Genomic DNA, 26,083 nt, shown 5'->3' with positions numbered 1-26,083 from the left:
TGGAACGATCCTAAAAAAATTCCACCTCCCTATCATTTCCCGGACTTGGAGCCAAAAGGCTATCAGGTTCATCCGTTAAATCAGCGGTATGTATTGGAAGTGTGTCCATTCCGGGCCTGGGTTTTGCAATTGCATCATCAAAAAGAGTATTCAATTGTTAATGCCTATAACCAGTGTTTGATGAGCGTGTTGGCTTACGCTGATGGTGATGTCAATGTTGAAGGCTCTGTTAAGCATTTCTTTAACAGGCAAATGGTGGATGTTTCCAAACTGCCTTATCAGGTGGAAAAAGCGTCGGCAACACCTGTAGTTTACGATGTACCATTTAGTGAACGTTATACCCGGGTGGAATTTATTGATTCACAAGCAGGGGATAATAAACAGGGTGATACCAAACTGTTTTATGCTGCCAGTAAGAAAGATGTGATTATCAGTTGGCGGGGAACGGCTACTCTGGAAAATTACCTGACTGATGCTACCTTCCAGCCATTGGCTTTAAGCTGCGATGATGACAAAGCATTATGCAGTGAATTTATTCATCACGGCAAAGTGCATAGAGGGTTTTGGGAAGCGTTTAGTTTGGTTGGAGAGTTAATAGTCCCTAGTGATGACACTAAAGCTAAGACAGTATTCCAAGATATCGCCAATTTGGTTACAAACAAGCGATTATTTATTTGTGGCCATAGTTTGGGAGGCGCGTTGGCGTTACTGCACAGCGCACAACTGAAAGAACATAATCCTTGTCTCTACAGTTATGGAATGCCAAGAACATTGACCCGCAGTGCGGTAGAGGAATTGTCTGCCATTACCCATTATCGTCATGTAAATGAAGATGACCCGATCCCTTCGGTGCCTTTTGAACAGGATATGGATAATAGATTTTTTAATTACTGGGTGCCGGTGGGATATGAATGGGCAATGATAAAATTGTTGCCACCGTCACCGATTGTTAAAGCCATTAAACAAGCGACTGACAGTAAAGAAATCTATTTGCATCATGGTAAGGTTGTTCATTTTTTTCAAGCCAACAGTTGCCCGGAATGGCTGATTTCCGCCAGGAATGCCCTCCTTATAACGGCTGTGACCGAGGAAGTATGGAATAACACCACCAAGCTTTATTTAATTCCTGAATTAAACCCGGAAACAGAAAAGGATTTTTCTCTGGCCGGTGAGCGGCAAAATGCGTTATTTAATCAGCTCAGTCAACAAGAAAAAGACAAACTGTTTGTTGAAAACAGAGGGGCTGATTTAAAAGGGGGATTTGGCTTTTCTAATCATAGCTCGTATAAATATGCGGGTTATATAGATAAGCGCCTCAGAGAGTTATGCGAACCGGATAAGATTACGGTCTATCAGGACAGTCAGCGTCAATTTAAGGTGACAATGGATAATGATAAGATGCTTATCCCTGACAACATTTATTATCGTAATCTCTATTTTCTGGAGATGGACAAACAGTTAATAAAATCACTGACCGTCAGCCAACAGGAAGAACAAGGCACACTGGCCTTACAACATTACTGCGATAAGAAGGAACTATCAGTATGAAGATATTGAAAATATTGAAAATAACGTTGCTCTTATTATTTCTCTCTTTTATTTACTGGGCGTTTGGCGATACCTTTTTTAACTGGCTATTTCCCTTTTCATCTGCCGGAAAGGGGCCGTTAATTACCGTGGAAGGCGTCGTGCCGAAATATACCAAACCGTATGTGTCCGCGCAGTATATCTCAAAAGACTGTCTTAGATATCAGTTGGATGCTGGTATGTCACCTTATAAGGTGCCAACTTATAACAGATTGCGTTTGGATGTAAAGGCAGACCCACAAACCGGTTATTTTCAGGCGAAATTACCTTTTAGTGGCGGGGGCTGGTGTAAATGGAAAATCAATCAAGCTTCTGTGGCAGTGGGGTATGCCGATGTACGCCATTTGGTGAAAGATGCGGTGCCCTATGGAGGAACCGGTTTAACCGCATTTATTGATGATGCTGCCCAGACGAATATTAGTGAAATCGCGGCATTAAATACTATTGACTTTAGTCCGGTTATTTATCCTGTTTTGGAAATATCTGAACAATTCCCGAAGGGTATATTCTTGCAGGGTCAGGTCGATATGTATCCCTTTCGGTTAAAGTTAACACCGGGTGCCGAATGGAAAATTACTTATAAACCTAAATTAGATGAAACCAAAATGCCGAAAATAACTATTACTAAAGGGAAGGAATGGGTTGAATACCCGGATGGGCGAATTGACCTTAATCGCCAGACAATAGACTACTGGAAAATAAAGTAATGTCACGAAGGCTATATCACCCGTTTATCTAAACACCAACACGAGAACACTGTGATCAAAAGGAATCGTTAGTATGAAAATATTGAAAATAACGTTGCTCTTATTATTTCTCTCTTTTATTTACTGGGCGTTAGGCGATACCTTTTTTAACTGGCTTTTTCAGAAAGATGCGGAGGCGAAACCGTTTGTCCAGCGCCGTCAGCAGGCAGTTTAGAACCAACGTCTGGCCGGCGGTGGGCAAAGTCATGGTTTTAAACTGATGCCCGGTAAAATCTTTGACTTCAGTGAGCACCCGGTTGAAACCATAAATACCCGCTGATAAATCGTGTCTATTCATCATCAAGGTAAATGTTCGCAGGCACTGCAAGAAGCCAGCAGAGAGTCAGGAACTTATTGAGAGCGTGCTAAATTTCAATTTGCTATAAATTGAGAGTATTATTCGAGGCTTGAATAGCGGCAGGTCTTTGGAACTCTTGGATGGTTAGAGGTCAAGGGAAGGGTACCTACATTTTAACTGGGATAATATGGCTCATTTTTCTTCCATTGTTGAATTACAGGATTTAGTGGCTGATCTGGCCATATTTGCGCAAAAATTGGCGCGGTTTAAACAGCGGCTTAATTTGAATGTTGAGCAATATCAAGCCGATCATATTTCTTTACGTTGTCATGACATATCTGTAGCGGAACGCTGGCGTAAAGGTTTTTTGCAATGTGGCAGTCTGATGTCGGAAAATATTATTAATGGGCGTTCGATTTACCTGTTTGATTTAGCGCAGCCAATCGCGGTGCTTAATTGGCAAATTGATTGTGTTGAATTGCCCTATCCGGGTAAGAAAATTTACCCGCATCAAGGCTGGGAACATGTAGAACTGGTGTTGCCTGTGGCTCCCGAAATATTATCAGCAACAGCAAAGGCGTTATTACCACAACCTTTGCCGACAGGTTTTTCTGTTAAACAGAGTCAGCCTAAAGGGGAGCAAGAACGGTTGCCTAATCCTACCTTAGCTATCACTGATGGCGAAATCACCGTCAAGTTTCACCCATTTACATTGCGTGAGATTGTTAAAAGTGAATTCCAGGCCACATGAATTAAAGTGATATCGTTATGTGAGGCTGGCAAGGAATTCTAGTGCCTGCGGGTGGCGCTCCACCATTTTAATCAGTAACACCGCTTGTTTATTTGGTTTGGCTCGTCCCTGCTCCCAGTTCTGATATGTTGTTTCACCAGTATGCAGGTACTGGGCAAAAACAGCCTGAGAAATATTCAGTTTACTCCGGATGGATTTCAACTCATCTGGATTGATGGTGATATCATTTTTTAACACTCTCTTGTGTGTTTTCAATGTGAGTTTGCCTTTATTAGCTTCCTCCCAAGCTTTCATTCCTTCATTGAGTTCTGCAAATAGATCACGGCTCATTTATGTCCCCTTTTTTCTCATTTCTAACATTTGACGTAAAGATTCGCGTTGCTCTTTAGTCAAATTTGACATTTCATCTTTATCGTAGATAGTGAAAAGCATGAATTGCGATTCAGATACCCACCAATAGTAAATTACCCGAATACCGCTCCGTTTTCCTTTTTTCCTTCGCGAATCAGTAAAACGTACTTTACGTAATCCGCCAGTGTGTTGGATAACGTCTCCTGCTGTTGGATCTTTCAACAGCATATTTTGGAAGGCTCGAAACTCCTCATCACTTAGGTAGTTATGGCGGTAACGTTCAAAGGGTGGTAGTTCAATAAATATCGCTTCCATCGTTTATCCATCTGTCCCCAACTTGAATATAATATACACCCAAGTTGGGGATAGTTAAACAGAGTCAGCCCAAAGGGGAGCAAGAACGGCTGCCTAATCCTACCTTAGCGATTACTGATGGCGAAATCACCGTCAAGTTTCACCCATTTACATTGCGTGAGATTGTTAAAAATGAGCACTAGTCAGCAAAAGTAACTTTTTTATCCCTACGATTCAGAGAAAAATTCTGACCTTGTGATTTCCTACAAATCATTGGAAATAGTTAAATGCCATAGTTAGTGAATTGACTTACTGAATCGTTTAGATTCATTGCTTGCTAAATGACCGGGTGTTTAAGGAACTTCTGATGACAAAGTTAGAGATTTGTTGTTTTAGCGTAGGTTGTGCATTGATCGCGCAACAGGCCGGGGCTGACCGGATAGAGCTGTGTGCCAGTCCGGCGGAAGGAGGATTAACACCGAGTTTTGGTACGTTAAAGCAGGCTATTGAGCAATTAAGTATTCCTGTACACCCCATTGTCCGCCCAAGAGGGGGCGACTTTTGTTATAGCCATTCAGATTTTGAGGTGATGAAAAATGATATCGCTCAGATCCGTGATATGGGATTTGAGGGTGTTGTTTTTGGCATATTGGATGAAGAAGGGCATATTGATTTGCCGCGTATGCAACAATTGGTGGCATTGTCTGGTGATATGGCTGTTACTTTTCACCGTGCATTTGATATGTGTTTTAATCCTTATGTCGCGTTGGACCAGCTAACTCAGCTTGGTGTGAAGCGGATATTGACTTCTGGTCAGCAACAGAATGCTGAATTGGGATTACCATTATTAAAAGAGCTGCAACAAGCCAGTCAAGGGCCAATTATTATGGCGGGTGCAGGTGTTCGCCTTAGTAATATCCATAAATTTATCGACATAGGATTAACGGAAGTTCATAGCTCAGCAGGCCGGATTATGCCTTCTACCATGACTTACCGCAAAGCAGGGGTGACGATGAGTTCTGACAATGAAGTGGATGAGTTTTCACATTACGGTGTTGATGGTGGTGTTGTAGAGGTGATGAAGGGAATGTTGAGTCTGACTTTATTTGAATAAATCCCGCTGTTAAGTAAATTTGAGAACTGACTCTGTTGGGCCAGTTCTCAAATCAAATTATCAGGGTTTACGGGCAATCAATACTGCACGCAGAGGAGCAGGGTAACCTTCGGTGGTTTTGCTGTTGTCCGTAGGATCAAGAAAATCAGATAATGATTCAGTTTTCATCCATGTAGTACGGCGTTGTTCTTCTGTGGTTGTAATTGCCTGATCGACAATTCTTACATCGACGAAACCGCACTTTTCCAGCCAGACTTTCAGCATTTTTGCTGATGGAATGAAATAGACATTGCGCATTTGAGCATAGCGCTCACCAGGGATTAAGCAGGTATTTTCATCACCTTCAACCACCAGGCTTTCTAGTACTAATTCGCCATCGGAGACCAGTTGGTTTTTCAATTGCCAGAGATGGTCGAGTGGAGAACGGCGGTGATAAAGGACACCCATCGAGAAAACCGTATCGAAAGCGGCCAGAGTGGGCAATTGTTCGATTCCCAAAGGTAAAAGATGCGCACGTTGATCGCTGCCTAATAACTTTCTGACGGCTTCAAACTGACAGAGAAAAAGCTGAGTTGGATCGATACCCACGGCAAGTTCCGCGCCTTCACCTACCATACGCCAGAGGTGATAACCACTGCCGCAGCCAACATCAAGAATTGTTCGACCCGTTAATGGGGAAATATGGGGCAGCACTCGCTCCCATTTCCAATCTGAACGCCATTCAGTATCAATATTCACACCATAAAGAGAGAATGGCCCTTTACGCCATGGCATGAATATTCGCAATATATTTGTAATACAGGTTTCTTCACCGTCAGATAGGGCGGGATTGCGTTCTGCGATCACACCGTTTTTTAGGTCTAATGTTGTTGGTGAAATTTCTGGCAGGTTTTCCAGGGTTTTTACCCATGATTTAAAACTGCCATGCAGGGCAGCTTTTTGCCATTCATCCAGTTGGGCCGGCAGGCAATTGAGCCACTGCTTAAGATCATTTTTCGCGATAAGTTGATAAAAATTACTGAAATCGATCATTGACTGGCTCCTTTTATCGCCAGCAATGAGCCAAAGTTGAAACATTGAAACCAGACTTCAACATGTTCAAAACCCGATTGGTGGAGGCGGGATTTATGTGTTTCGACAGAATCGGTCAACATCACATTTTCAAGCATACTGCGTTTCTGGCTGATCTCCAGTTCGCTGTATCCGTTAGCACGTTTAAAATCGTGATGCATATTAAACAATAATTCACCAATCTGTTGATCTTCAAAGTTGAATTTTTCTGATAAGACCAGAACGCCACCGGGACGTAATCCCTGATAAATCCGGTTAAGCAAACCTTGCCGATCTTGTGGTTTGAGGAATTGTAAGGTGAAATTCAGCACGACCATAGAAGCATGCTGGATGTTGATATCAAGAATGTCAGCTTCAATGACTTCAACAGGTGTTTGTGCGCGGAAAGCATCAAGATGGCGACGGCAGCGTGCTACCATTGCGGGGGAATTATCAATCGCGATGATTTTACAGTTTTCCGCTGTAATATTGCGGCGTATTGCCAAGGTTGATGCGCCAAGAGAGCAACCCAGATCGTAAATTTGACTGTTTGATGTCACGAAACGACTGGCCAGCATACCAATCATGGAAACGATATTTGAATAACCTGGCACAGAACGTTGGATCATATCAGGGAAAACTTCAGCAACCCGTTCATCGAAACTCCAGTCACCTAAATTAGCAATAGGTACTGCAAACAGGCTATCCCTTTGATTGTGAGGATCTTGATTTGACATAACAGCATTGATTATCAGAAAAAATAGAAGGCGGCATTCTAACAGATGTAAAGCCTGGCCTTGAACCAATTTTCTCTTTCTTTAATGGTCAGTTAGCATCGGGGATCTTCTGATTCTATATAAAAAAGTGAAGATACATTGAAGAGTACGTTTAAATGACCTATTTTTTGCTTACATAAAAGCGCGAGGTGGTGTATGGCATATCAGATCTTAACAAATTTAGCGGCAAGTATTACCGATTTGAAACGTAACCCAATGGGGACCTATTTGCAGGGAGAAGGTGAGGCTGTCGCAATACTTAATCGGAATGAACCTGCGTTTTATTGTGTGCCGCCTGAGTTATTCGCCTACTATCAGGAACTGGCTGAGGATGCCGCACTAAATAGAATTGCGGATGAACGTTTAAAAGATGCTGAATTTGTCAGTGTGAACCTGGATGAGCTATAGCCTGCAATTTGAAAAGCGGGTCTTAAAAGAGTGGAAGAAGTTAGGTCATCCCGTCAAGGAACAGCGACGGTTGGAGTCATAGGCAGCAGATCTCGCTGCCTGTCAAATAATGCCGAAAATATCAGACATAAAGAGAAAATATCTGCTCCCAAGGCAAGTAGTAAATATTAGCCATGATCATTAATACCATTGAAAGATAGGTTGCCACCATACCTGAACGTCGCCAGCGGAACTCACGGTGGTGCAGGCCATAATAATGTAACAATCTTCCGATGAGTAGGATCAAACCACAAACATGTATCATCCACACATTTGAACCATTCATCTCCATCATGACCAGCAATAACATGGAAATAGGAATATATTCCACGGCATTGCCATGGATACGGATAGCTGTTTGTAATTCGTAGAAGCCGCCATCTCCATATGAGACTCGATATTGTGTTCTTAATTTAACCACATCAAAAGACAGCTTAATCAATAATAGTGCGCCCAACACAACATAAAGCGAGCTAACCATTTTTAACTCCATTGCCTAACCGAAATTGGCCAATTAAGTAATGATAAACCGCAAAAATAAAACTGTCGCTATAAAAAAACAGTAATTGAAAATAAATTGCCTGATTATCAGACAGCAAGGCAATAGTATCATCAAGGGTATTGCCTGCCCTTATCTCTGAGCAGAATTTCTATTATAATAGCGGCCTTTTTTGACAGTTTTGAATTTTTTAAGTTCTAAAAAAGAATTTTTCAAATGCAAAACCGATGCCAAAATTTCCGCAGCAACAGCACAACAGCCGAGTAAAAGGATATTGTATGCGTACTGATTATTGTGGGCAGTTGAATCTGACCCATGAAGGCCAGAAGGTGACTCTTTGTGGTTGGGTAAACCGCCGCCGTGATCTGGGTGGACTGATTTTTATTGATATGCGTGATCGTGAAGGTATCGTTCAGGTATTTTTTGACCCGGATCAGCAAGCAGCATTCTCTCTGGCTGCTGAACTGCGCAATGAATTCTGTATTCAAATCACCGGTACTGTACGCGCCCGTCCTGACAGTCAAATCAATAAAGATATGGCTACCGGTGAGATCGAGGTTTTTGCGGAAAGCCTGAATATCATCAACCGTTCCGAACCTCTGCCATTGGATAGCAACCAGACGAATAGTGAAGAGCAGCGTCTGAAATATCGCTATATTGATCTACGCCGTCCTGAAATGGCAAATCGCTTAAAAACCCGCGCTAAAATTACCAGTTTTGTTCGCCGTTTCATGGACAGTCAGGATTTCCTGGATATTGAAACCCCAATGCTGACTAAAGCGACACCGGAAGGTGCTCGTGACTATTTGGTGCCAAGCCGTGTTCATAAAGGCAAATTTTATGCATTGCCTCAGTCGCCACAATTATTTAAGCAATTGCTGATGATGTCCGGTTTTGACCGTTATTATCAAATTGTTAAATGTTTCCGTGATGAGGATTTACGCGCAGACCGCCAGCCAGAATTCACTCAGATTGATGTGGAAACTTCCTTTATGACTGCTGAGCAGGTAAGGGAAATGATGGAAAAAATGATCCGTGAATTGTGGCTTGAAATTAAAGGTGTTGATTTAGGGCATTTCCCGGTCATGACTTTTGCGGAAGCTATGCGCCGTTTCGGTTCAGATAAACCGGATCTGCGTAACCCATTAGAATTAGTTGATGTTGCTGATTTGGTTAAGAATGTGGAATTCAGCGTTTTTGCTGAACCAGCAAATGACCATAAAGGTCGAGTCGCCGTTATCCGTGTGCCGGGCGGCGCTGAATTGAGCCGTAAGCAAATTGATGAATATGGCAAATTCGTTGGGATTTATGGCGCTAAAGGGCTGGCGTGGATAAAAGTTAATCAGCGAGCTGCGGGTCTGGAAGGGGTACAAAGTCCAATAGTCAAATTCCTCGATGCAGAAGTGATTGAAGGGCTGCTTACTCGTACTGACGCGCAGGATGGTGATATTCTGTTTTTCGGTGCTGGAGCGGTAAAAGTGGTCACTGATGCGTTGGGGGCGTTGCGCCTGAAATTGGGTCGTGACCTAAATCTGACGAAACTGGATAGTTGGCAGCCGCTGTGGGTTATCGATTTCCCAATGTTTGAAGATGGTGAAGACGGTGGTTTGAGTGCAATGCATCATCCATTTACTTCACCGCGTAATATGTCAGCCGAAGAATTGGCGCAAGATCCGATTTCGGCGATTGCCAATGCTTACGATATGGTAATTAATGGTTATGAAGTGGGCGGCGGTTCAGTACGTATTCATCGTAACGAAATGCAACAAGCTGTGTTCCACATTCTGGGTATCAATGAGCAGGAACAGCAGGAAAAATTTGGCTTCCTGTTGGATGCACTGAAATTTGGTACGCCACCCCATGCAGGCTTGGCATTTGGTCTTGATCGTCTGGTGATGTTGCTGACTGGTACTGATAATATTCGTGATGTTATTGCGTTTCCTAAAACAACGGCTGCCGCTTGTCTGATGACGGAAGCACCAAGCTATGCCAATACCGCAGCCCTTGAAGAGCTATCAATTTCGGTGGTTGCCAGGAAAGAGAGTGAATAATGGCTTATAAGCGCCCTGAATCTGTGCTGGTGGTTATTTATGCATTTTCCAGCAGACGGGTGCTAATGTTACAGCGGCGTGATGATCCTGATTTTTGGCAGTCTGTGACTGGCAGTCTTGACGGAGATGAAACGCCGTGTGAGACGGCATTGCGCGAAGTGCAAGAGGAAGTTGGCATTAATATCATAGGTGAAAATCTTGAACTGATAGATTGCCGACGTTCTCTTTATTTTGAGATTTTTACCCACTTGCGCCATCGTTATGCTCCGGGAGTCACGCGTAATAAAGAGTACTGGTTCTGTTTGGCATTGCCTGAAGAGCGTGAATTTCTGTTGACTGAACACTTGGCTTATCAGTGGCTGGATGCGGATAAAGCAGCAAAGCTCACTAAGTCATGGAGCAATCGGCAGGCAATTGAAGAATTTGTGATTGATTAAAAATCTATTGAAATTAGGTTTTGAGTCTATGAATAGATATTTTATCGGAGAACCTTATGGCAGGTCATAGTAAATGGGCCAACACCAAACACCGCAAGGCTGCACAGGATGCGAAACGCGGTAAGATTTTCACCAAAATTATCCGTGAGTTGGTAACGGCTGCTCGTTTAGGGGGGGGCGATCCTGTATCTAACCCACGCCTGCGTGCGGCAGTTGATAAAGCGCTGTCCAACAACATGACTCGCGATACCTTGAACCGTGCTATCGCTCGTGGTGTTGGCAACGATGACGCGGATAACATGGAAACCATCATTTATGAAGGGTATGGTCCGGGTGGTACTGCGGTGATGGTTGAGTGTTTGAGTGATAACCGTAACCGTACTGTTTCTGACGTTCGTCATGCTTTTACCAAAACTGGCGGTAATCTGGGAACTGATGGTTCTGTTGCGTATTTGTTCACCAAGAAAGGGGTGATTTCTTATGCTCCGGGGCTGGATGAAGATGCGGTTATGGAAGCGGCATTGGAAGCGGGTGCGGATGATGTAGAAACTTATGATGATGGCGCTATTGATGTTTACACGACACCAGAAACTTTTGGTGATGTGAAAGATGCGTTGGATGCAGCGGGTTTTGTTGCTGTATCAGCAGAAGTTGCAATGATTCCCTCGACTAAAGCTGAACTGGATGCGGAAACTGCCCCTAAGTTAATGCGTCTGATCGACATGCTGGAAGATTCAGACGATGTGCAAGAGGTTTACCATAACGGTGAAATCTCTGATGAAGTTGCAGCGTTGCTGTAATTTCAATCGAGTTGTATAGCGTAGAGAAAGTGTGCTGTTATGCAGGGCACTTTCTCTAACGTTTTTATCCCCTTTATTGATGGAGTAAAGGCGAATAAGCAAATATGGCGATCATCTTAGGTATCGACCCAGGTTCCCGTGTCACCGGTTATGGTGTGATCCGTCAGCAAGGGCGCCATCTGATTTATCTTGGCAGTGGTTGTATCCGCACTAAAGTTGATGATCTACCGAGCCGATTACAGCGCATTTATGCCGGTATCACTGAAATTATTACGCAATTCCAACCGGACGCTTTTGCTATCGAGCAGGTATTTATGGCGAAAAACCCTGATTCAGCCCTGAAATTAGGACAGGCGCGTGGGGTGGCTATTCTTGCCGCAGTCAATCAATCGATACCGGTTTTTGAATATGCCGCCCGACAGGTTAAACAAACCGTTGTTGGAACCGGGGCCGCTGAAAAAAGTCAGATTCAGCATATGGTGCGTTCTATGCTGAAATTATCTGCTAATCCGCAATCAGATGCGGCAGATGCATTGGCAATTGCGATCACCCATTGTCATTTTAATCAGAATCTTTTGCGTGTTGGTGACCCCAGATTAATTCTGGCACGTGGACGTTTAAAATAATGGCTGGATATGCATCCAGCCTTTTTTGTGTTATAAGCATGAGCAGAATAATCAGTTTTATTTTCAGGGGGTAAACAAGTGATAGGGCGTCTCAGAGGAATTGTGCTGGAGAAACAACCACCGTTAGTTTTATTGGAAACGAATGGTGTGGGTTATGAAGTGCATATGCCAATGACCTGTTTTTATGAATTGCCTGATATTGGACAGGAAACTGTCTTGTTTACTCACTTTGTGGTGCGTGAAGATGCGCAATTACTTTATGGTTTTAATGATAAACAAGAGCGGGCGCTGTTCCGTGAATTAATTAAAGTGAATGGCGTGGGGCCTAAATTGGCACTGGCGATTCTTTCAGGCATGTCTGCCCAGCAATTTGTTTCTGCGATTGAGAAAGAGGCAATTGCTTCTCTGGTTAAACTGCCCGGTGTGGGCAAGAAAACTGCTGAACGGCTGGTGGTTGAAATGAAAGATCGTTTTAAAGGGCTTAATGGCGATTTGTTCAATCAGAACAGTGATATTGATTTGCCTGCAACGGCTAAACAGACAACGTCTGATGTTGATATAGAAGCAGAAGCCGCAGCTGCATTAGTCTCTCTCGGCTATAAGCCACAGGAAGCGAGCCGAATGGTCAGTAAGGTTGCTAAACCGGGGGCGGATTGTGAAACACTTATCCGCGAAGCGCTTCGCGCAGTTCTTTAGTTGGTAGGGGTAAGCCATGATTGAAGCTGACCGTCTGGTTTCTGCGGAAGTTTTGCAAGATGATGAAGCCATTGACCGGGCCATCAGACCTAAATTGTTGTCTGAATATGTCGGGCAACCGCAAGTTTGTGAACAGATGGAGATTTTTATTCAGGCTGCCAGGCAGCGGGGGGATGCTCTTGACCATCTGCTGATTTTTGGCCCACCAGGATTAGGGAAAACAACGCTGGCGAATATTGTTGCTAATGAGATGGGGGTGAACCTCCGAACAACTTCTGGCCCTGTTTTGGAAAAGGCGGGCGATCTGGCGGCAATGTTGACGAATCTTGAGCCTCACGATGTGTTGTTTATTGATGAAATTCACCGTTTGTCTCCGGTAGTGGAAGAGATTCTCTATCCGGCAATGGAAGACTATCAATTGGATATTATGATCGGTGAGGGTCCGGCAGCCCGTTCGATAAAAATTGATTTGCCTCCTTTTACCTTGATTGGGGCTACCACCCGTGCAGGTTCTTTGACTTCTCCACTGCGTGATCGGTTTGGTATTGTGCAGCGGCTTGAATTTTATAACGTGGATGATTTACAAAGTATCGTCTCACGCAGCGCTCGTTTTATGGGAGTCGATATTACTGACGATGGGGCGCGGCAGGTTGCTATGCGTTCTCGTGGGACGCCGCGTATAACCAACCGTTTATTGCGTCGGGTACGTGATTTTGCTCAGGTAAAAGGGAATGGTGCTATTGATGGTGATATTGCTACCAGGGCGCTGGATATGCTGAGTGTAGACTCTGCGGGTTTTGATTATTTGGATCGTAAGTTACTGATTGCCATCATTGATAAATTTATGGGCGGGCCTGTTGGGGTGGATAACCTTGCCGCCGCTATTGGTGAAGAGCGGGAAACCATCGAGGATGTGCTGGAACCATTCTTGATCCAGCAAGGGTTTATTCAGCGTACTTCTCGCGGACGAATTGCTACTAATCATGCTTATCGTCATTTTGGCATGGTTAAAGATCAGGAGTAACAGGAATGGGGACGCTTTCAAGGGCATCCCATTCTTGTTTTACTTGTAAAAATAAGAAATTGGGGAATGGGAATATCAGTGAGATAGATTATTTTCTTGCTTTACTGACCAGGCTGATAATAAATAACACCGCAGCGCACAGAACAACAGAAGGCCCGGCTGGGGTATCGTAAAGGGCAGAAAAGGCTAATCCGCCAGTGACGGCGACGATACCCGTTGCAATGGCAATACCCGCCATTTGCTCAGGTGTACGGGCAAAACGGCGGGCGGTAGCAGCGGGGATAATCAACAGGGAGGTGATAATCAGAGCGCCGACAAACTTCATTGCCAGGCCAATGGTCAACGCGGTTACCAACATTAACAGCACTCTCAATCGCTGTATTTTAATGCCATCGACAAAAGCCATTTCTTGGCTGACGGTCATAGAAAGCAGGGCGTTCCATTGCCAAAACAGTAGCGTGGTGACAATAGCGACACCGATCGCAATCAACCAAATATCGGCATAAGTGACTGACAGTAAGTCACCAAACAGATAAGCCATTAAATCAACTCGCACATTAGACATTAAACTGACAACTACCAGTCCTAATGATAATGCGCTGTGGGCCATAATTCCCAATAAAGTATCAATTGCCAGTTGAGGGCGTTTTTCCAGCCAGACCAGAATGATTGCTAATATCAACGTGACAGCGATAATCGCGTAAAAAGGGCTAATATTTAGCAATAATCCGAAAGCAACGCCGAGTAATGAGGTATGCGCCAGAGTATCGCCAAAGTAAGACATTCTGCGCCAGACAACAAATGAACCTAATGGCCCAGCTGCAATGGCTAATAATATTCCTGCCAGCCAACCGGGAAGTAATAATTCAAGCATCAGTGGCACATTCCCTATTTTTTTTCAAAACAATTTCCCCTTTCAGATCATGATGATGATTATGCTGATGTCGGTATACTGCTAATTGCTTGGCGCCATGGTGACCAAACATAGCGATAAATTCAGGGTGAATAGAAACGACTTCAGGAGTACCGGAACAGCAAATATGTTGATTAAGACATAAAACTTCGTCTGTTTTCGCCATCACCAAATGCAAATCATGGGATACCATAAGTACAGCACAATTCAGTTCAGTTCTGATTTGATTGATTAAATCATAGAGTGCTAATTGACCATTAACGTCAACTCCTTGTGTTGGTTCATCAAGAACCAATAACTGGGGTTTATTTAATAGCGCTCTGGCTAATAAAACCCGTTGGCTTTCTCCGCCGGATAATTTTTGCATGGGTTGCTGCAATAGATGTGCAGCTTTGACCCGCTCAAGTGCTGGCAATAGATCGGCAGATTTTACACCGGGTTTCAGCATCATAAAGCGCTTGACGGTTAGTGGCAGGGTGGGATCAAGATGTAACTTTTGTGGAACATAGCCGATTCTTAACCCCTCGGTACGTTCAATGGTGCCGGATGACGGCCCAATAAGCCCCAGAACAACACGGACTAATGTTGATTTACCGGCACCATTAGGCCCTAACAACGTCAGAATATTCCCTTGTTGTAAGCTTAGGGAAATATTGTTGAGTACCTGACGATTGCCAAAGGTAACGGCAACATTTTTTAAGGCGATAAGTATAGACATGTTAAATATATCTTGCGTGAACATTGAGATGTTATAATATAACAATTCTTGCTTATGTCCACGAGATATTTACATTATGTTACACAAATCATATAAACTGACGCATAAATTTTTCTGCAAAGCGGCGATTGCCACTGTTTTAATGTCAGGAACAATACAATCAGCTAATGCTGATGTCGTAACATCAATCCGCCCGTTAGGTTTTATTGCTGCTGCAATGACTGATGGGGTCACTGATACACAGGTACTATTACCTGATGGCGCATCACCGCATGATTATGCATTGAAACCGTCCGATCTTAAGAAAATTAATCAGGCAGATTTAGTTGTGTGGGTTGGACCTGATATGGAAGTCTTTTTGTCTAAACCGTTAGCCAAAGTTCCACAAGATAAGCAGCTGGCTTTAGCACAATTACCGACGGTTAAACCATTATTGCTGAAAAATGATGAAGATTTACCCGAACCGGATCAGCATAAACATGAGGACGGTCATGAACATCATTCTCATGGCGAATATAATATGCACATCTGGTTGTCGCCAGAAATAGTGAAACAGGCTGCTCAGGCCATCCATGACCAATTATTGATGCACTATCCGCATAAAAAAGCTGCACTGGACGTAAACCTACGTAAATTCAACACTCAGCTTGCGCAAACTGACAAAAATATTGCTAATATTCTTAAACCGGTGCGCGGTAAGGGGTATTTTGTTTTTCATGACGCTTACGGTTATTTCGAACAGCATTATGGCCTGACTCCATTAGGGCATTTTACGATTAACCCTGCAATACAACCTGGCGCACAAAAATTACATCAAATACGAACACAATTGGTTGAGCAAAAAGCAACCTGTATTTTTGCTGAGCCACAATTCAGGCCGACCGTGATAAATGTTGTCGCGAAAGATACGGGAGTGCGGATGGGCACTTTAGACCCGTTAGGAAGCCGCATTGTATTGGATAAGGACAGCTATATGAAATTTATAACCCAGTTGTCGGAACAGTACGCAGGTTGCCTGAATTAGAGTAATAAGGAATTCTATTAGTGCAACAGATAGTTAAAACTATCGTTCTGGTGTATAGGGAGTTACCGCGACCGCATAAGATTATGCTTGGTTCGTTGACTGTAGCAACATTGGTTGTCACGATGTGGCAGCCGATTGCTTATCATCATGAACAAGAAGAAATCACAACGGATAGCATTGCTATCAATACTTCCGCAGCAAATACCGATGAGATTATTGCGGATAGCAGTGAACAGCTGCCGGATGAAGGTATTCCTGATGAGGAAACCAATTCGGAAGCTACAGCTCAAACTCCGCATGAATATATTGTTTCTGACGGTGACACTCTTAGTAGTATTCTGACTCAATTTGGTATCGACTCTTCTGATGTGGCGTTACTGGCTAATCAGCACCGGGTGTTACGGGGGCTTAATATTGGACAGCCATTGTCATGGACAGTAAACGACGCGGGAGACTTGCAAAGCCTGATCTGGGACGTTTCCCGTCGGGAAACCCGCATTTATACCCGTGAAGGTGATGTATTTAAAGAGACGAAAGAGTTTCAAAAAGGTGAATGGAAAAATAGCGCTATTATAGGTGTTGTTGATAATAACTTTACCAGCAGTGCTTTAAATGCGGGCTTAACCAGTGGCGAAGCTCGTGAAGTCACTAAGGCACTACAATGGCAAATAGATTTGCGTAAATTACGCAAAGGCGATCGTTTCTCTGTACTACTTTCCCGTGAAATATTGGATGGTCACAGTGAACAAAGTCAATTACTTGGCGTTCGTCTGAACAGTGGTGGTAAAGATTATTATGCAATCCGGGCGGAAGATGGTCGTTTTTATGATCGAGAGGCTTCCGGTCTTGAGCGCGGTTTTTTACGTTTTCCAACAACCAAACAATTCCGCGTCTCGTCACAATTTAATCCCCGGCGTGTGAATCCGGTGACAGGTCGAATTGCGCCGCATAAAGGCGTGGATTTTGCCATGCCAGTGGGAACACCTGTTTTGGCGGTAGGGGATGGCGAGGTTATTGTCTCTAAATATAATGGGGCCGCAGGTAACTTTATTGCTATCCGGCATGGCCGCCAATATACCACCCGCTATATGCACCTGAGAAAACTATTGGTGAAACCGGGGCAGAAAGTAAAACGTGGTGATCGTATCGCACTGTCTGGTAGTACCGGTCGTTCTACTGGCCCTCATTTGCACTATGAATTCTGGAACAATCAGCAGGCAGTCAATCCATTAACCGCGAAATTGCCGCGTTCTGGTGGTCTGAGTGGTAAAGAACGCACAGAATTCTTGGCAACGGTGAAAGAGGTGACGCCTCAGCTTTTGCTAGATTGAGTTTAACTGATCATAAATAACAGACTTTAAAGCGGATGATTGATATCATCCGCTGTCGTTTTGTATTGCAAAACAAGAGATGTTGACATCTGCTGATATAAATCCCAGTACTAAAATGGCAAATTATCGTTTTGTTTTAAAGAGTTAGCTCATGAATAAAGAGACAGATACAGACAGTAAAGTGGGTTATGTACCGACATTCCATAAATCCTACCTGCATCCTCGTTACTGGGGAATATGGGCGGGAGTGGGGGTGTTGGCTGGGCTAGCTTACGTTCCAGTTAAACTGCGTGATCCTTTGTTGGCGAAAATAGGATGGTTGGCGGGTAAGTTTGCAAAAGGGGCGCGGCGCAGAGCGAGAATAAACCTGTGTTACTGTATGCCGGAACTGACTGGGCAGCAGCGCGAAGCATTGATTGATAAAATGTTTTCTACCGCGCCTCAACCTTTTGTCATGCTAGCTGAAATGTATTTACGTGGTACAAAATCAGCGTTAAACCGGACTCATTGGCATGGCGAAGAGATTACTCTTCAACTGAAAGAGCAGGGAAAAAACATTATTTTCATGGTTCCTCATGGCTGGGCTGTGGATATTCCGGCGATATTGCTGACGGCGAATGGACAGAAAGCAGCGGCTATGTTTCATCATCAAAAAAATCCAGTATCAGATTATTTGTGGAATAAAGCTCGCAGTCAATTTGGTGGTCGTTTACATTCCCGTGATGCGGGAATTAAACCTTTTATCGCCTCTGTTCGCCAGGGTTTCTGGGGATATTATCTTCCTGATCAGGATCATGGTGAAGAACACAGTGAATTTGTTGATTTCTTTGCAACTTATAAAGCAACATTACCGGCAATTGGGCGATTGATGAAAGTTTGTCGTGCGGCTATTGTTCCCTTGTTTCCGGTTTATAATTACCGTACTCACCAGCTTGATATTTATATTCGTCCACCAATGGATGATATTGATGGCAAAGATGATGCTTTTATTGCTCGTCGGATGAATGAAGAATTAGAACAATTAGTGCGACCAAATCCTGAACAGTACACATGGATACTTAAATTGCTTAAGACCCGGAAACAGGGTGATATTGAGCCGTATAATAGAGAAGATCTGTGATTCTAATCATAACTGCCTATCCCAATAGGGCTATTTTATTTGCCCTTCTTTGCCATAAAGAGCGAACCTGGGCAGTGCTCAAAATCCTCACGTACTACGTGTACGCTCCGGTTTTTCCGCGCTGTCCGTGTTCAAACTGCCTGCAACAATTACGCCTATTGAGATAGGCTCTAAGTCATCATTACAGTTTGAAAATTTAAATTGTACCCCTAATGCTGGACATAATATATCCAGTGATTAGGGGGGGGTATATGATGAAGCATTTTACTTACACTTGAAATATCAGGACAACATTTATGCGGCTATGGTTTGTTTGATTGTCTCTAACAGACCGCCCGTTCCACAGCAAGAACCATCATAGTTTGGATTATGCTTCCTGTTAGTCACTCGATCGTGGGGGCATCCGCCATTACATAAATGAAACCATTTGCATTGATGCATTTTTTCGTATGATTCCCTCTCCTCTATAAGATGGTTTTTATTTGTATCTGATTTAACTAATAAATTCCCAAGATCATTATCGATAATTGAACCATAATTATTCCCTTCGGCACCAACATATTTGTCACATGCTGATACAGTACCGTTGGGTTCCAATGTAATGATTTCCTGAGAGCAGTTACCAGCCCAATAACAATCTGATATTTTCTTTTGAGATGATTTAATACTGTCAATAAATCCATCAAACAGACGAATATTTATTTTACCTTTATAACCATCCCACCAGACCCGGAAAACATTAGAAAGGAAATTGATATAATTATGGTAAGTGATATAACTTCCTCCAGGATCGTCACCGGGTTGACACCGGTTATCTGGAACAATATTCAGAAATTCGATATCCGTTAAACCAATTTCGTAAAAATAAGAGAGCATTTTTTCGATATTAGATTCGTAAACATCTCTATCGACGACAACCAGTGCACCGTAAGGTATGCCATAACTTCTCAATTTCTTCATACCCGCAGCAACCTTATGAGATGTTGGTCTTCCTCTATAATCTAATCTTCTGCTATCGTGTATTTCTGGAATACCGTCAACGCTTATACCGACTCCCATTCCGATACCTTTAAGGAATACCAACCAGTCTTCGGGAATGTTGACGGCATTGGTTTGTACCGAATTAGTGATAACTTGATCTGGCTTTTTAAATTGCTCCTGCAACCAGATTAATTTCTTAAAATAATTAACATTCAATAAAGTGACTTCACCACCATGCCAAACGAATTCGAATCGCTTTATATTGGGTATGGATAAGAAACGGTGCATAGAGCGCATCAAGTTAAAAAACGTTAAGGTATTCCCTTTTCCTTCAGCCCAGGAGTGACAATAAGTACACCTCAAGTTGCAAAGCCTTGTAGCTTTAACAACAACAACTAACTTATTGGCATTGACCACTTCAGGGCTAAATTGTATACCAATTTCCTCATTATATAGAGCCAGTTCATCATCATCTAATATTTTTTCGGCAGGAATTTCACCAATAATTCTACAAGCTAGTTGCCTATAATTAATTTTAGGCGATTTCTTGAGAATCGATGATCCGTCTGAATCTAAATGTTTTATTGGGATTATAGTATCCATAACGAACTCCTTCATGTTATTTATTCTCAAACAAGTTATGCTCAAACAAGCAAATGGCCATCCTTCATTGTTAATATTCTGTCAGAAAATGAAGCCGCTTCTACGGAATGGGTTACCATAACAATAGTCGTGCCGTTTTCATTCAGATTTTTCAGTGAAGACAAGATATTTTGACCATTTATGCTATCCAGGTTCCCCGTTGGTTCATCAGCTAATAAAATAGTCGGGTTTGAGATCATTGCCCTGGCGATCGCGACACGTTGCTGTTGCCCACCAGATAATTGTATCGGTTTATGATTTCCCCGATTTTCTAATCCAAAATTATTTATTGCATCAAGTACTTTATTCTTTCTCTGCTTTTTAGAAAAACCTCTATATTTCAAAGGTAATTCTATATTTTCAAATACAGTTAGATTGGGTAATAGATTGAATGATTGAAAAATATAGCCAATAAATTCGCGTCTGAATGATATTTTCTCAGAATATTTCATCTTTAAAATATTATTATTATTCAGTGTCAATTGACCACTGTCGATGGTTTCGAACATACCAATAACATTCAGTAATGTTGATTTCCCTGATCCAGAGGCTCCCATTATAGAAATAAACTCACCTTTATCTATATTGAGATTTATTTCATTCAAAACATTTGTCTGAATGAATTTCGTTTTATATGATTTACAGACATTCATCATGCTAATCATTTTATTCAATCCTTACAGTATCATTATTAACTAATCTATTCTTACCAAAGCTAACTATTGTTTGCCCTTCAGTAACACCATTTTTGATCTCAATATCAGAGCCATTATCTTGGCCAGTGGAGACCTGAATGCGCTGGGCAATTTTTTTATCTGGATGGTAAATAAACACATAGCTCTTGTTGTCAATGGAAAACACCATAGATGAAGGTACAGAGAATATTTTCCTATCTTCATCAAGTTTAATGATAATATCAACCGATTGACCTCGTTTGAAGTCAAGAGCTTTCTTATCTTCTAATTCAAATCTAACTTTGAAAGTTCCATTATTCACCTCAGATGAAATCAATTTCACAAGCAAAGGTGTTTTTCCGTTGTTATAGACTAAATTAGCAGATGAGTTGTATGTTATTTTTTTCAAGTAGTATTCGTTGATCTCTGATTCGAAATAAAAACTTGATAAATCATCAACAATGGATATTTGATCACCGGGTTTTAACCGTTGACCTAAAATTAAATCTAATGAACTTATATTACCTGCTATAGGTGATTTTATTGAAAGTTGTTCAAAACCATTTTCAATGATTTCAGAGAGTTTTCTTTGTTTTTCAACAAATTCGTCTATCTCTTTTAATTGCTTTGATATGTCACGATCTTTATCATTTTTTAATTTTTTGTAAAATAAATAAACATCATGCCAATAGTCTTTTTTAATCTTTAAATCAGAAATGGTTTCTTTAGAAACATAATTTTTATTTACCAGGTTATTATATCTTCTTAACTTATCTTCTGTTTCTTTTAACTCTTTGGATGCTTCTAAGAATCTGTTATTGATATCTCTATAATCAGATTGCAAGTTTATTCTTATATTTATTAAATTATTCAGCTTGTCTGTAACGTCTGCTAACATGGCAGAATTATTCAATGTGAAATTAAAATTAGATAATTTAACTATTTCTTCTCCCTTTAAGACATTTTGTGATGGTTTTTTCATTATATCGGTAACGATTCCGCCAATCTCTGTTGAGATCGATACACTTTTATTAGGAACAACAACCGCTCTTGTTTTTAAAATATCACTATCTATTTTGCTACTGATACGAAATTTTTTGACCTCATTTCCATTTACGGAAGCTTCTTTAGATGAAATAACATAATAAGCAATAAATACGACAAATGAAATAAAAGCGATAAAGAAAATAAGAATTAATAACTTCTCTTTATTATGTGTGCCTTTTTTTCTGATTTCTATATCCATGATTAATCTCACAAAAATTTAGTAGCAGATAATTTTCTATAATTCATCAGATAGGTAGTGATCATTATAATAACGGTGAATATCATTGTTGCAGATAAGGCGAGAGCGCTATATACAAAAGAATCAGTGTAAATCACATTATATTCGCCGAGTAAATAAACCAAAATGGTTCTTCCTGATATATATGCTATGAAAATTGATGCAATTATAGGAATGACGCTTTTCGATAAAAAATGGATAAGATTTGTATAAATAGAACCCCCAATAGACTCCATTATACTTAATTCCTTTTTCATATGGTTGAAATCAGTCATGCTGGTAGTAAAGCAGGCTATAATCAATAATAATATTGAGAAAATAGCGACAGCAGATGATAATTTTATCACTTTTAAATAATTATCATAATAAGAACTGAATAAATCACTGGTTAAATTAATGTCATTTTTATCAAAGCCATGTGCTAATAATTCATTAAATACCGCTGAAAGGTTATTTATGCTATTTAAATTTAGTGAAGCATATTTACTCTGATCCTTTTTTATAAAAATAACTATTGGCTTGAATGGTTCATCTATAGCACCTAAATTAAAATCTTCTATAATCTGAATAAACCTGATTTGGATTTTTTTACCTTCGATTGTATACCAATAGTAGTTGTTAAAAATATCATCGTACTTGATAATTCCATTTTGTTTCAAAAACTCTTTTGTAACTAATGCATTAACAACATCCGTATTATCGCTTTGGTATATTCGTTTGTCATTACCCGCTAATATCTTCATTTTCCAAACATCAGTAAAGTTCTCGTCTGCAATAATGACATTTGAAGATATATAATTATTTATATCTTGTTGACCAGAATAATAAATAGTTATATTGTCTCTTGACATATCAAATGGTTGCCAGTTACTAAGTGTTATTTTCGAAGTGCTATATTTGCTAGTAAGGTCATAGCTTAATTCATTAATACTTAATTTCTTATTATTGTCATTATTAATGGTGATCGATATTGTTTTGGTATTATCATATGGAGTATGTACATCAACAAGATGGATATACTGATTAACTAATCCAGTGACTAAATAGATAGAGATGCCAGAAACAAGCAATTGAATAGCTAATGATGATTTCCTAAACCAAGAGGACAAGGTTGACTCATATCTCATATCCATTTTTCGGTTTCTCTGATAAATATAGAAGCGTAATGAGAATGAAAAATGTATTGATGAAACAAGAATAAACGCAATAAGAATAGAAAATACCCCGAGATATATTAAATTGTTTATTTCTAAAGTGTAAAATAGGTTTTTTATATATAGGGATGTATTGAATATGGTTATGATAAGTAATAAGAAAATAAGAGTGGAAAATACCATTCTTACTAACATTGTTGGTAGCGAATCACAAATAATATTGAAGGTTGATGCACCCAACGCTTTTTTTAATTGATAGATATCCCTTTTTTCTGATGAATCAGCGGAAGTTAAATTATAATAATTTGTTAACGCAGCAAATAAAATAAATGCGAAGGCTATATATGAGCTATAGATGACTTCCTTTGATAAACCAATAGCAATTTCATCAGGCAATTTATCCTGATAATGAATGTCTTTTAATTTCTTTAATGATAAATGAATAAATTCACTGGCGGTAAATGGCGCACCGGGAAGATTGGATGCTTTTGTTTCAATGATATTTTTGAGAAATGTATCTTTATTAAATATTGTGTTTTTATCAGTAAATTTCACAAAAATATAAGCGTGTGTATCATACCAATTGAATATTTCTTTATTATAGTCTTTTATAAGGTTTGGTTTGAATGAAATAATAGCATCCATATTAAGACTAGAGTCATGACGTCTTTCTAAGATATCCTTGATGATATAGGTTTCATTATCCAGAGTAATAGATTTTCCTTTGGGATCTTCCAAGCCGAGATATCGGTTGTTGAAATCTTTTGTGATATAAATTTCATTTGCTCCCAGAGTGTTATCTGCTTTCTTAAAGGGAGATAAGGTATTCAGGAATTCATGGCTCACGGCAAATACCGGAACTTTAGTGATCTTTTTACCTTGTAGTTCAATGGTCGTATTAAGTTTGAAAATGTAGTCTACATGATTTACTCTTGCATCTTTTCTTAGTTCCTCAATGAGTGGCAGTGGAGATTTTGCCGATCTTACTTTTTCTCCGTTAGGCAAATTGAATGTGGTTTCTATCCGGTAAAGGTTGCTATTATCCTGGTAATAGTTATCGATTTGAGTATCTGAATAGAAGGCGGTAGAAAGTAAATAAAGGGCTAAAATTGCTATTGACACCGAGAGTATCGATACCGATATGTTGAAACGCTTCATGGATTTTGAGAGGTTAATAGCGTTCATTTTGTTGCTAACGTTCCTTTTCTTGAGATTAAACTATACCTGTTATCTTTCAAGTTGCCTCGTCAGTCACAGAGTTATCTATGCTCCTGGGGATTCGCTCTCTTGCCGTCGCGATCCATCTTGAAATCTATTGGGTATATAGTATTTAGATACCGATATCTTCGTCTCTGTTTCTGAGTATTTCACATAATATGCATGAAGATCCAACTAAAATGTTTTTTTCTGTCAATATTGATTTTTTATCGTGTTTTTACTCTTTTTAGTTACTGGAATGTATTATATTTTTATGTGGAAATTAGAATGTTTAATAATATTAGTGGTAAAAGGTAGTAATATTCAAGGGTAAAATTTTAAACGTAAAACACTTATCTATATTGTTCAAATTATCATATTAACATGATGAGATTATTTAGGGTAATCCTAATGAATTCATAGGGTTACCCTATGGTTAAGGTTTAATAAATGTCTTAATTTGAAGAATTAAATTTCCTGAAAGCTTTTCGACCAATTCCAGGCAGTGATTTCAGGAATTTTTGGTTTGCTGCTTAATTCATTCAGCGCTTTCTCAGTAATTGAAAGTTCGGTTTCTTTGAATGATGCAGCGAGGGAATTTAATGCTTCTTGAGTTTTGCAAGTTTCAACTAAGATATTTTGCATGATAATCTCCATTTTGTTTTACAGATGGTTAATGAGATAACTTCCTATTTCCTTCGGATAAAAACATGGTCAGGAAATTCTTACTTCCATATGGAAAATGCTGATATCAACGTCCAATTACTAATACTATGTTGAATAATTGTCAATGTGTTTTTCTGTTTTTTATGACTCAATCTAGAAGATAAAAATTAATTCTTTTAGATATGTCAAGTTATTACTTTGCGATTAAAGATTAATAACATCCCTTTTTATTTAGATAGGGAATCTTTTTGTCCAGTTCCAAGCATTAATTTCAGGGATCTCGGTATTATTGGCTAATTCGTCCAATGCCTTTTCCGTAATTGATAGTTCTGTCCCTTTGAATGATGTGACAAGGGAATTTAGTAACTCTTGATCTTTACAGGTTTCAATAGGAATGTTTTGCATGATATTCTCCGCTCACATTTTCAGATGATTAGTTAAGTTATTGATTATTACCTTTAAATACAAATGTATTATCAGGATGTCTCTTGTTCTATATCCATATGAAAAATGCTGATATCAGCATTTAATTAATAGTACTATGTTAAAGAATTGTCAATGTGTTTTGTTGTCTTTTATGACATCGCTTAAGAAGTAAAAATCTGGATTTTTGTATGTATACCCAATAGATTTCAAATTGCAGCGCGGCGGCAAGAGAACGCATCCCCAGGAGCATAGATAACTCTGTGACTGGGGTAAGTGAACGCAGCCAACAAAGCAGCAACTTGAAAGATGAAGGGTATATCAGATAAGTATCGTCTTGTAGGATTTAATTTTATAAGTCATGAGAATTGATTTAAGCCGTTATTATTACTGTTATTTAAGGTAAAT

Annotated in this window: 28 protein-coding genes and 1 pseudogene; 15 read left to right on the top strand and 14 right to left on the bottom strand. The window is 40.4% G+C overall.

What is annotated here, in order from left to right; all coding sequences use genetic code 11:
- Window positions 1-1,548: lipase family protein (locus AM629_RS04805; RefSeq protein ID WP_054476638.1), on the top strand; the 1,548-nt coding region annotated here is incomplete at its 5' end.
- Window positions 1,545-2,294: a hypothetical protein gene (locus AM629_RS04800; protein WP_054476635.1), complete on the top strand. Its 750-nt coding sequence runs from the start codon at window positions 1,545-1,547 to the stop codon at window positions 2,292-2,294. The genes AM629_RS04805 and AM629_RS04800, both read left to right, overlap by 4 nt.
- 130 nt (window positions 2,295-2,424) lie before the next feature.
- Here the strand turns inward: AM629_RS04800 and AM629_RS23895 are convergent, their stop codons facing one another.
- Complete coding sequence (locus tag AM629_RS23895; RefSeq protein ID WP_161804211.1) at window positions 2,425-2,634, bottom strand: hypothetical protein; 210 nt, start codon at window positions 2,632-2,634, stop codon at window positions 2,425-2,427.
- 184 nt (window positions 2,635-2,818) lie between these two features.
- Between AM629_RS23895 and AM629_RS04795 the strand changes: the two genes are divergently transcribed.
- Window positions 2,819-3,382 carry a VOC family protein gene (locus tag AM629_RS04795; RefSeq protein ID WP_054476633.1) on the top strand — a complete coding sequence of 188 codons (564 nt, stop codon included), beginning with the start codon at window positions 2,819-2,821 and terminating at the stop codon, window positions 3,380-3,382.
- Between the two features lie 15 nt (window positions 3,383-3,397).
- On the opposite strand, the gene AM629_RS04790 is transcribed toward AM629_RS04795, so the two are convergent.
- Together AM629_RS04790 and AM629_RS04785 are read right to left on the bottom strand one after the other, a co-directional pair.
- Window positions 3,398-3,712, bottom strand: a complete 315-nt coding sequence (locus AM629_RS04790) for a helix-turn-helix domain-containing protein (protein ID WP_036772775.1) — start codon at window positions 3,710-3,712, stop codon at window positions 3,398-3,400.
- Window positions 3,713-4,048, bottom strand: a complete 336-nt coding sequence (locus AM629_RS04785) for a hypothetical protein (RefSeq protein ID WP_054476631.1) — start codon at window positions 4,046-4,048, stop codon at window positions 3,713-3,715.
- Window positions 4,049-4,101: 53 nt separating this feature from the next.
- Here AM629_RS04785 and AM629_RS21905 point away from each other — a divergent pair.
- Window positions 4,102-4,230, top strand: a pseudogene (locus tag AM629_RS21905) (VOC family protein); the annotation flags it as partial.
- Between the two features lie 164 nt (window positions 4,231-4,394).
- Window positions 4,395-5,141, top strand: a complete 747-nt coding sequence (gene cutC / locus AM629_RS04780) for a copper homeostasis protein CutC (RefSeq protein ID WP_054476629.1) — start codon at window positions 4,395-4,397, stop codon at window positions 5,139-5,141.
- Between the two features lie 60 nt (window positions 5,142-5,201).
- Here the strand turns inward: cutC and cmoB are convergent, their stop codons facing one another.
- The gene (cmoB, locus tag AM629_RS04775) at window positions 5,202-6,173 is read right to left on the bottom strand and encodes a tRNA 5-methoxyuridine(34)/uridine 5-oxyacetic acid(34) synthase CmoB (RefSeq protein ID WP_054476627.1); all 972 of its coding nucleotides are present in this window, start codon (window positions 6,171-6,173) and stop codon (window positions 5,202-5,204) included.
- Window positions 6,170-6,928: a carboxy-S-adenosyl-L-methionine synthase CmoA gene (gene cmoA / locus AM629_RS04770; RefSeq protein ID WP_054476647.1), complete on the bottom strand. Its 759-nt coding sequence runs from the start codon at window positions 6,926-6,928 to the stop codon at window positions 6,170-6,172. Before cmoA ends, cmoB begins: the two co-directional genes overlap by 4 nt.
- 195 nt (window positions 6,929-7,123) lie before the next feature.
- Here cmoA and AM629_RS04765 point away from each other — a divergent pair, with 195 nt between their 5' ends.
- Entirely contained in the window at window positions 7,124-7,375 is a 252-nt protein-coding gene (locus tag AM629_RS04765) for a type II toxin-antitoxin system Phd/YefM family antitoxin (RefSeq protein ID WP_036772782.1), read from the top strand.
- Window positions 7,376-7,496: 121 nt separating this feature from the next.
- On the opposite strand, the gene AM629_RS04760 is transcribed toward AM629_RS04765, so the two are convergent.
- Entirely contained in the window at window positions 7,497-7,895 is a 399-nt protein-coding gene (locus tag AM629_RS04760; protein WP_054476624.1) for an MAPEG family protein, read from the bottom strand.
- A gap of 296 nt (window positions 7,896-8,191) precedes the next feature.
- Here AM629_RS04760 and aspS point away from each other — a divergent pair, with 296 nt between their 5' ends.
- The 6 genes from aspS to ruvB all read left to right on the top strand — a co-directional run bounded on the left by aspS (window position 8,192) and on the right by ruvB (window position 13,547).
- Entirely contained in the window at window positions 8,192-9,964 is a 1,773-nt protein-coding gene (aspS, locus tag AM629_RS04755) for an aspartate--tRNA ligase (RefSeq protein WP_054476622.1), read from the top strand.
- Window positions 9,964-10,401: a dihydroneopterin triphosphate diphosphatase gene (gene nudB, locus AM629_RS04750; protein ID WP_054476620.1), complete on the top strand. Its 438-nt coding sequence runs from the start codon at window positions 9,964-9,966 to the stop codon at window positions 10,399-10,401. Before aspS ends, nudB begins: the two co-directional genes overlap by 1 nt.
- Before the next feature lie 56 nt (window positions 10,402-10,457).
- Complete coding sequence (locus AM629_RS04745; protein ID WP_054476618.1) at window positions 10,458-11,201, top strand: YebC/PmpR family DNA-binding transcriptional regulator; 744 nt, start codon at window positions 10,458-10,460, stop codon at window positions 11,199-11,201.
- 104 nt (window positions 11,202-11,305) lie between these two features.
- Entirely contained in the window at window positions 11,306-11,827 is a 522-nt protein-coding gene (gene ruvC, locus AM629_RS04740) for a crossover junction endodeoxyribonuclease RuvC (protein ID WP_054476616.1), read from the top strand.
- A 78-nt stretch (window positions 11,828-11,905) separates the two neighbouring features.
- Window positions 11,906-12,523: a Holliday junction branch migration protein RuvA gene (gene ruvA / locus AM629_RS04735; protein ID WP_054476615.1), complete on the top strand. Its 618-nt coding sequence runs from the start codon at window positions 11,906-11,908 to the stop codon at window positions 12,521-12,523.
- 16 nt (window positions 12,524-12,539) lie between these two features.
- Window positions 12,540-13,547: a Holliday junction branch migration DNA helicase RuvB gene (gene ruvB, locus AM629_RS04730; RefSeq protein WP_054476613.1), complete on the top strand. Its 1,008-nt coding sequence runs from the start codon at window positions 12,540-12,542 to the stop codon at window positions 13,545-13,547.
- A gap of 88 nt (window positions 13,548-13,635) precedes the next feature.
- Here ruvB and znuB read toward each other — a convergent pair whose 3' ends face one another.
- Window positions 13,636-14,421, bottom strand: coding sequence for a zinc ABC transporter permease subunit ZnuB (znuB, locus tag AM629_RS04725; protein ID WP_054476611.1), 786 nt, complete (start codon window positions 14,419-14,421; stop codon window positions 13,636-13,638).
- Window positions 14,414-15,178 carry a zinc ABC transporter ATP-binding protein ZnuC gene (gene znuC, locus AM629_RS04720; protein ID WP_054476609.1) on the bottom strand — a complete coding sequence of 255 codons (765 nt, stop codon included), beginning with the start codon at window positions 15,176-15,178 and terminating at the stop codon, window positions 14,414-14,416. The genes znuB and znuC overlap by 8 nt, the downstream gene beginning before the upstream one ends.
- 76 nt (window positions 15,179-15,254) lie before the next feature.
- On the opposite strand from znuC, the gene znuA reads away from it, so the two are divergent.
- The 3 genes from znuA (at window position 15,255) to lpxM (ending at window position 18,653) form a co-directional block, all read left to right on the top strand.
- Complete coding sequence (gene znuA / locus AM629_RS04715) at window positions 15,255-16,202, top strand: zinc ABC transporter substrate-binding protein ZnuA (protein WP_054476607.1); 948 nt, start codon at window positions 15,255-15,257, stop codon at window positions 16,200-16,202.
- 20 nt (window positions 16,203-16,222) lie between these two features.
- Window positions 16,223-17,533 (top strand): murein DD-endopeptidase MepM, encoded by a 1,311-nt coding sequence (gene mepM, locus AM629_RS04710; RefSeq protein ID WP_054476606.1) that lies wholly within the window; start codon window positions 16,223-16,225, stop codon window positions 17,531-17,533.
- 151 nt (window positions 17,534-17,684) lie between these two features.
- A complete protein-coding gene (gene lpxM, locus AM629_RS04705) occupies window positions 17,685-18,653 on the top strand; it encodes a lauroyl-Kdo(2)-lipid IV(A) myristoyltransferase (protein ID WP_054476604.1) in 969 nt (322 codons plus the stop codon).
- 294 nt (window positions 18,654-18,947) lie between these two features.
- Here lpxM and darE read toward each other — a convergent pair whose 3' ends face one another.
- From darE to darA-b, 6 genes are all read right to left on the bottom strand, one after another.
- Entirely contained in the window at window positions 18,948-20,237 is a 1,290-nt protein-coding gene (gene darE, locus AM629_RS04700; RefSeq protein WP_054476603.1) for a darobactin maturation radical SAM/SPASM protein DarE, read from the bottom strand.
- Window positions 20,238-20,278: 41 nt separating this feature from the next.
- On the bottom strand, window positions 20,279-20,941 hold the full coding sequence (gene darD, locus AM629_RS04695) for a darobactin export ABC transporter ATP-binding protein (protein WP_054476601.1): 663 nt from the start codon (window positions 20,939-20,941) through the stop codon (window positions 20,279-20,281).
- A gap of 1 nt (window position 20,942) precedes the next feature.
- A complete protein-coding gene (gene darC, locus AM629_RS04690) occupies window positions 20,943-22,196 on the bottom strand; it encodes a darobactin export ABC transporter periplasmic adaptor subunit (RefSeq protein WP_054476600.1) in 1,254 nt (417 codons plus the stop codon).
- 8 nt (window positions 22,197-22,204) lie between these two features.
- Complete coding sequence (gene darB / locus AM629_RS04685) at window positions 22,205-24,547, bottom strand: darobactin export ABC transporter permease subunit (protein WP_244866576.1); 2,343 nt, start codon at window positions 24,545-24,547, stop codon at window positions 22,205-22,207.
- Window positions 24,548-25,054: 507 nt separating this feature from the next.
- On the bottom strand, window positions 25,055-25,231 hold the full coding sequence (gene darA / locus AM629_RS23890) for a darobactin family peptide antibiotic (RefSeq protein ID WP_161804210.1): 177 nt from the start codon (window positions 25,229-25,231) through the stop codon (window positions 25,055-25,057).
- 252 nt (window positions 25,232-25,483) lie between these two features.
- Window positions 25,484-25,657 carry a peptide antibiotic darobactin B gene (darA-b, locus tag AM629_RS23885; RefSeq protein ID WP_161804209.1) on the bottom strand — a complete coding sequence of 58 codons (174 nt, stop codon included), beginning with the start codon at window positions 25,655-25,657 and terminating at the stop codon, window positions 25,484-25,486.
- Window positions 25,658-26,083 lie beyond the last annotated feature (426 nt).

Source organism: Photorhabdus heterorhabditis, from assembly GCF_001280945.1.
In the GTDB taxonomy this organism is placed as follows: Bacteria; Pseudomonadota; Gammaproteobacteria; order Enterobacterales; family Enterobacteriaceae; genus Photorhabdus; species Photorhabdus heterorhabditis.
The sequence above is the reverse complement of the archived record's forward strand: the minus strand, read 5'-3'. Positions and strand labels throughout refer to the sequence as shown.

Excerpts from the sequence above, each read along its gene's own strand:
- AM629_RS04800 (WP_054476635.1), top strand. The coding sequence starts at position 1,545 with ATGAAGATATTGAAAATATTGAAAATAACGTTGCTCTTATTATTTCTC.
- AM629_RS23895 (WP_161804211.1), bottom strand. The coding sequence starts at position 2,634 with ATGATGAATAGACACGATTTATCAGCGGGTATTTATGGTTTCAACCGG.
- AM629_RS04795 (WP_054476633.1), top strand. The coding sequence starts at position 2,819 with ATGGCTCATTTTTCTTCCATTGTTGAATTACAGGATTTAGTGGCTGAT.
- AM629_RS04790 (WP_036772775.1), bottom strand. The coding sequence starts at position 3,712 with ATGAGCCGTGATCTATTTGCAGAACTCAATGAAGGAATGAAAGCTTGG.
- AM629_RS04785 (WP_054476631.1), bottom strand. The coding sequence starts at position 4,048 with ATGGAAGCGATATTTATTGAACTACCACCCTTTGAACGTTACCGCCAT.
- cutC (WP_054476629.1), top strand. The coding sequence starts at position 4,395 with ATGACAAAGTTAGAGATTTGTTGTTTTAGCGTAGGTTGTGCATTGATC.
- cmoB (WP_054476627.1), bottom strand. The coding sequence starts at position 6,173 with ATGATCGATTTCAGTAATTTTTATCAACTTATCGCGAAAAATGATCTT.
- cmoA (WP_054476647.1), bottom strand. The coding sequence starts at position 6,928 with ATGTCAAATCAAGATCCTCACAATCAAAGGGATAGCCTGTTTGCAGTA.
- AM629_RS04765 (WP_036772782.1), top strand. The coding sequence starts at position 7,124 with ATGGCATATCAGATCTTAACAAATTTAGCGGCAAGTATTACCGATTTG.
- AM629_RS04760 (WP_054476624.1), bottom strand. The coding sequence starts at position 7,895 with ATGGTTAGCTCGCTTTATGTTGTGTTGGGCGCACTATTATTGATTAAG.
- aspS (WP_054476622.1), top strand. The coding sequence starts at position 8,192 with ATGCGTACTGATTATTGTGGGCAGTTGAATCTGACCCATGAAGGCCAG.
- nudB (WP_054476620.1), top strand. The coding sequence starts at position 9,964 with ATGGCTTATAAGCGCCCTGAATCTGTGCTGGTGGTTATTTATGCATTT.
- AM629_RS04745 (WP_054476618.1), top strand. The coding sequence starts at position 10,458 with ATGGCAGGTCATAGTAAATGGGCCAACACCAAACACCGCAAGGCTGCA.
- ruvC (WP_054476616.1), top strand. The coding sequence starts at position 11,306 with ATGGCGATCATCTTAGGTATCGACCCAGGTTCCCGTGTCACCGGTTAT.
- ruvB (WP_054476613.1), top strand. The coding sequence starts at position 12,540 with ATGATTGAAGCTGACCGTCTGGTTTCTGCGGAAGTTTTGCAAGATGAT.
- znuB (WP_054476611.1), bottom strand. The coding sequence starts at position 14,421 with ATGCTTGAATTATTACTTCCCGGTTGGCTGGCAGGAATATTATTAGCC.
- znuC (WP_054476609.1), bottom strand. The coding sequence starts at position 15,178 with ATGTCTATACTTATCGCCTTAAAAAATGTTGCCGTTACCTTTGGCAAT.
- znuA (WP_054476607.1), top strand. The coding sequence starts at position 15,255 with ATGTTACACAAATCATATAAACTGACGCATAAATTTTTCTGCAAAGCG.
- lpxM (WP_054476604.1), top strand. The coding sequence starts at position 17,685 with ATGAATAAAGAGACAGATACAGACAGTAAAGTGGGTTATGTACCGACA.
- darE (WP_054476603.1), bottom strand. The coding sequence starts at position 20,237 with ATGGATACTATAATCCCAATAAAACATTTAGATTCAGACGGATCATCG.
- darD (WP_054476601.1), bottom strand. The coding sequence starts at position 20,941 with ATGATTAGCATGATGAATGTCTGTAAATCATATAAAACGAAATTCATT.
- darC (WP_054476600.1), bottom strand. The coding sequence starts at position 22,196 with ATGGATATAGAAATCAGAAAAAAAGGCACACATAATAAAGAGAAGTTA.
- darB (WP_244866576.1), bottom strand. The coding sequence starts at position 24,547 with ATGAAGCGTTTCAACATATCGGTATCGATACTCTCGGTGTCAATAGCA.
- darA (WP_161804210.1), bottom strand. The coding sequence starts at position 25,231 with ATGCAAAATATCTTAGTTGAAACTTGCAAAACTCAAGAAGCATTAAAT.
- darA-b (WP_161804209.1), bottom strand. The coding sequence starts at position 25,657 with ATGCAAAACATTCCTATTGAAACCTGTAAAGATCAAGAGTTACTAAAT.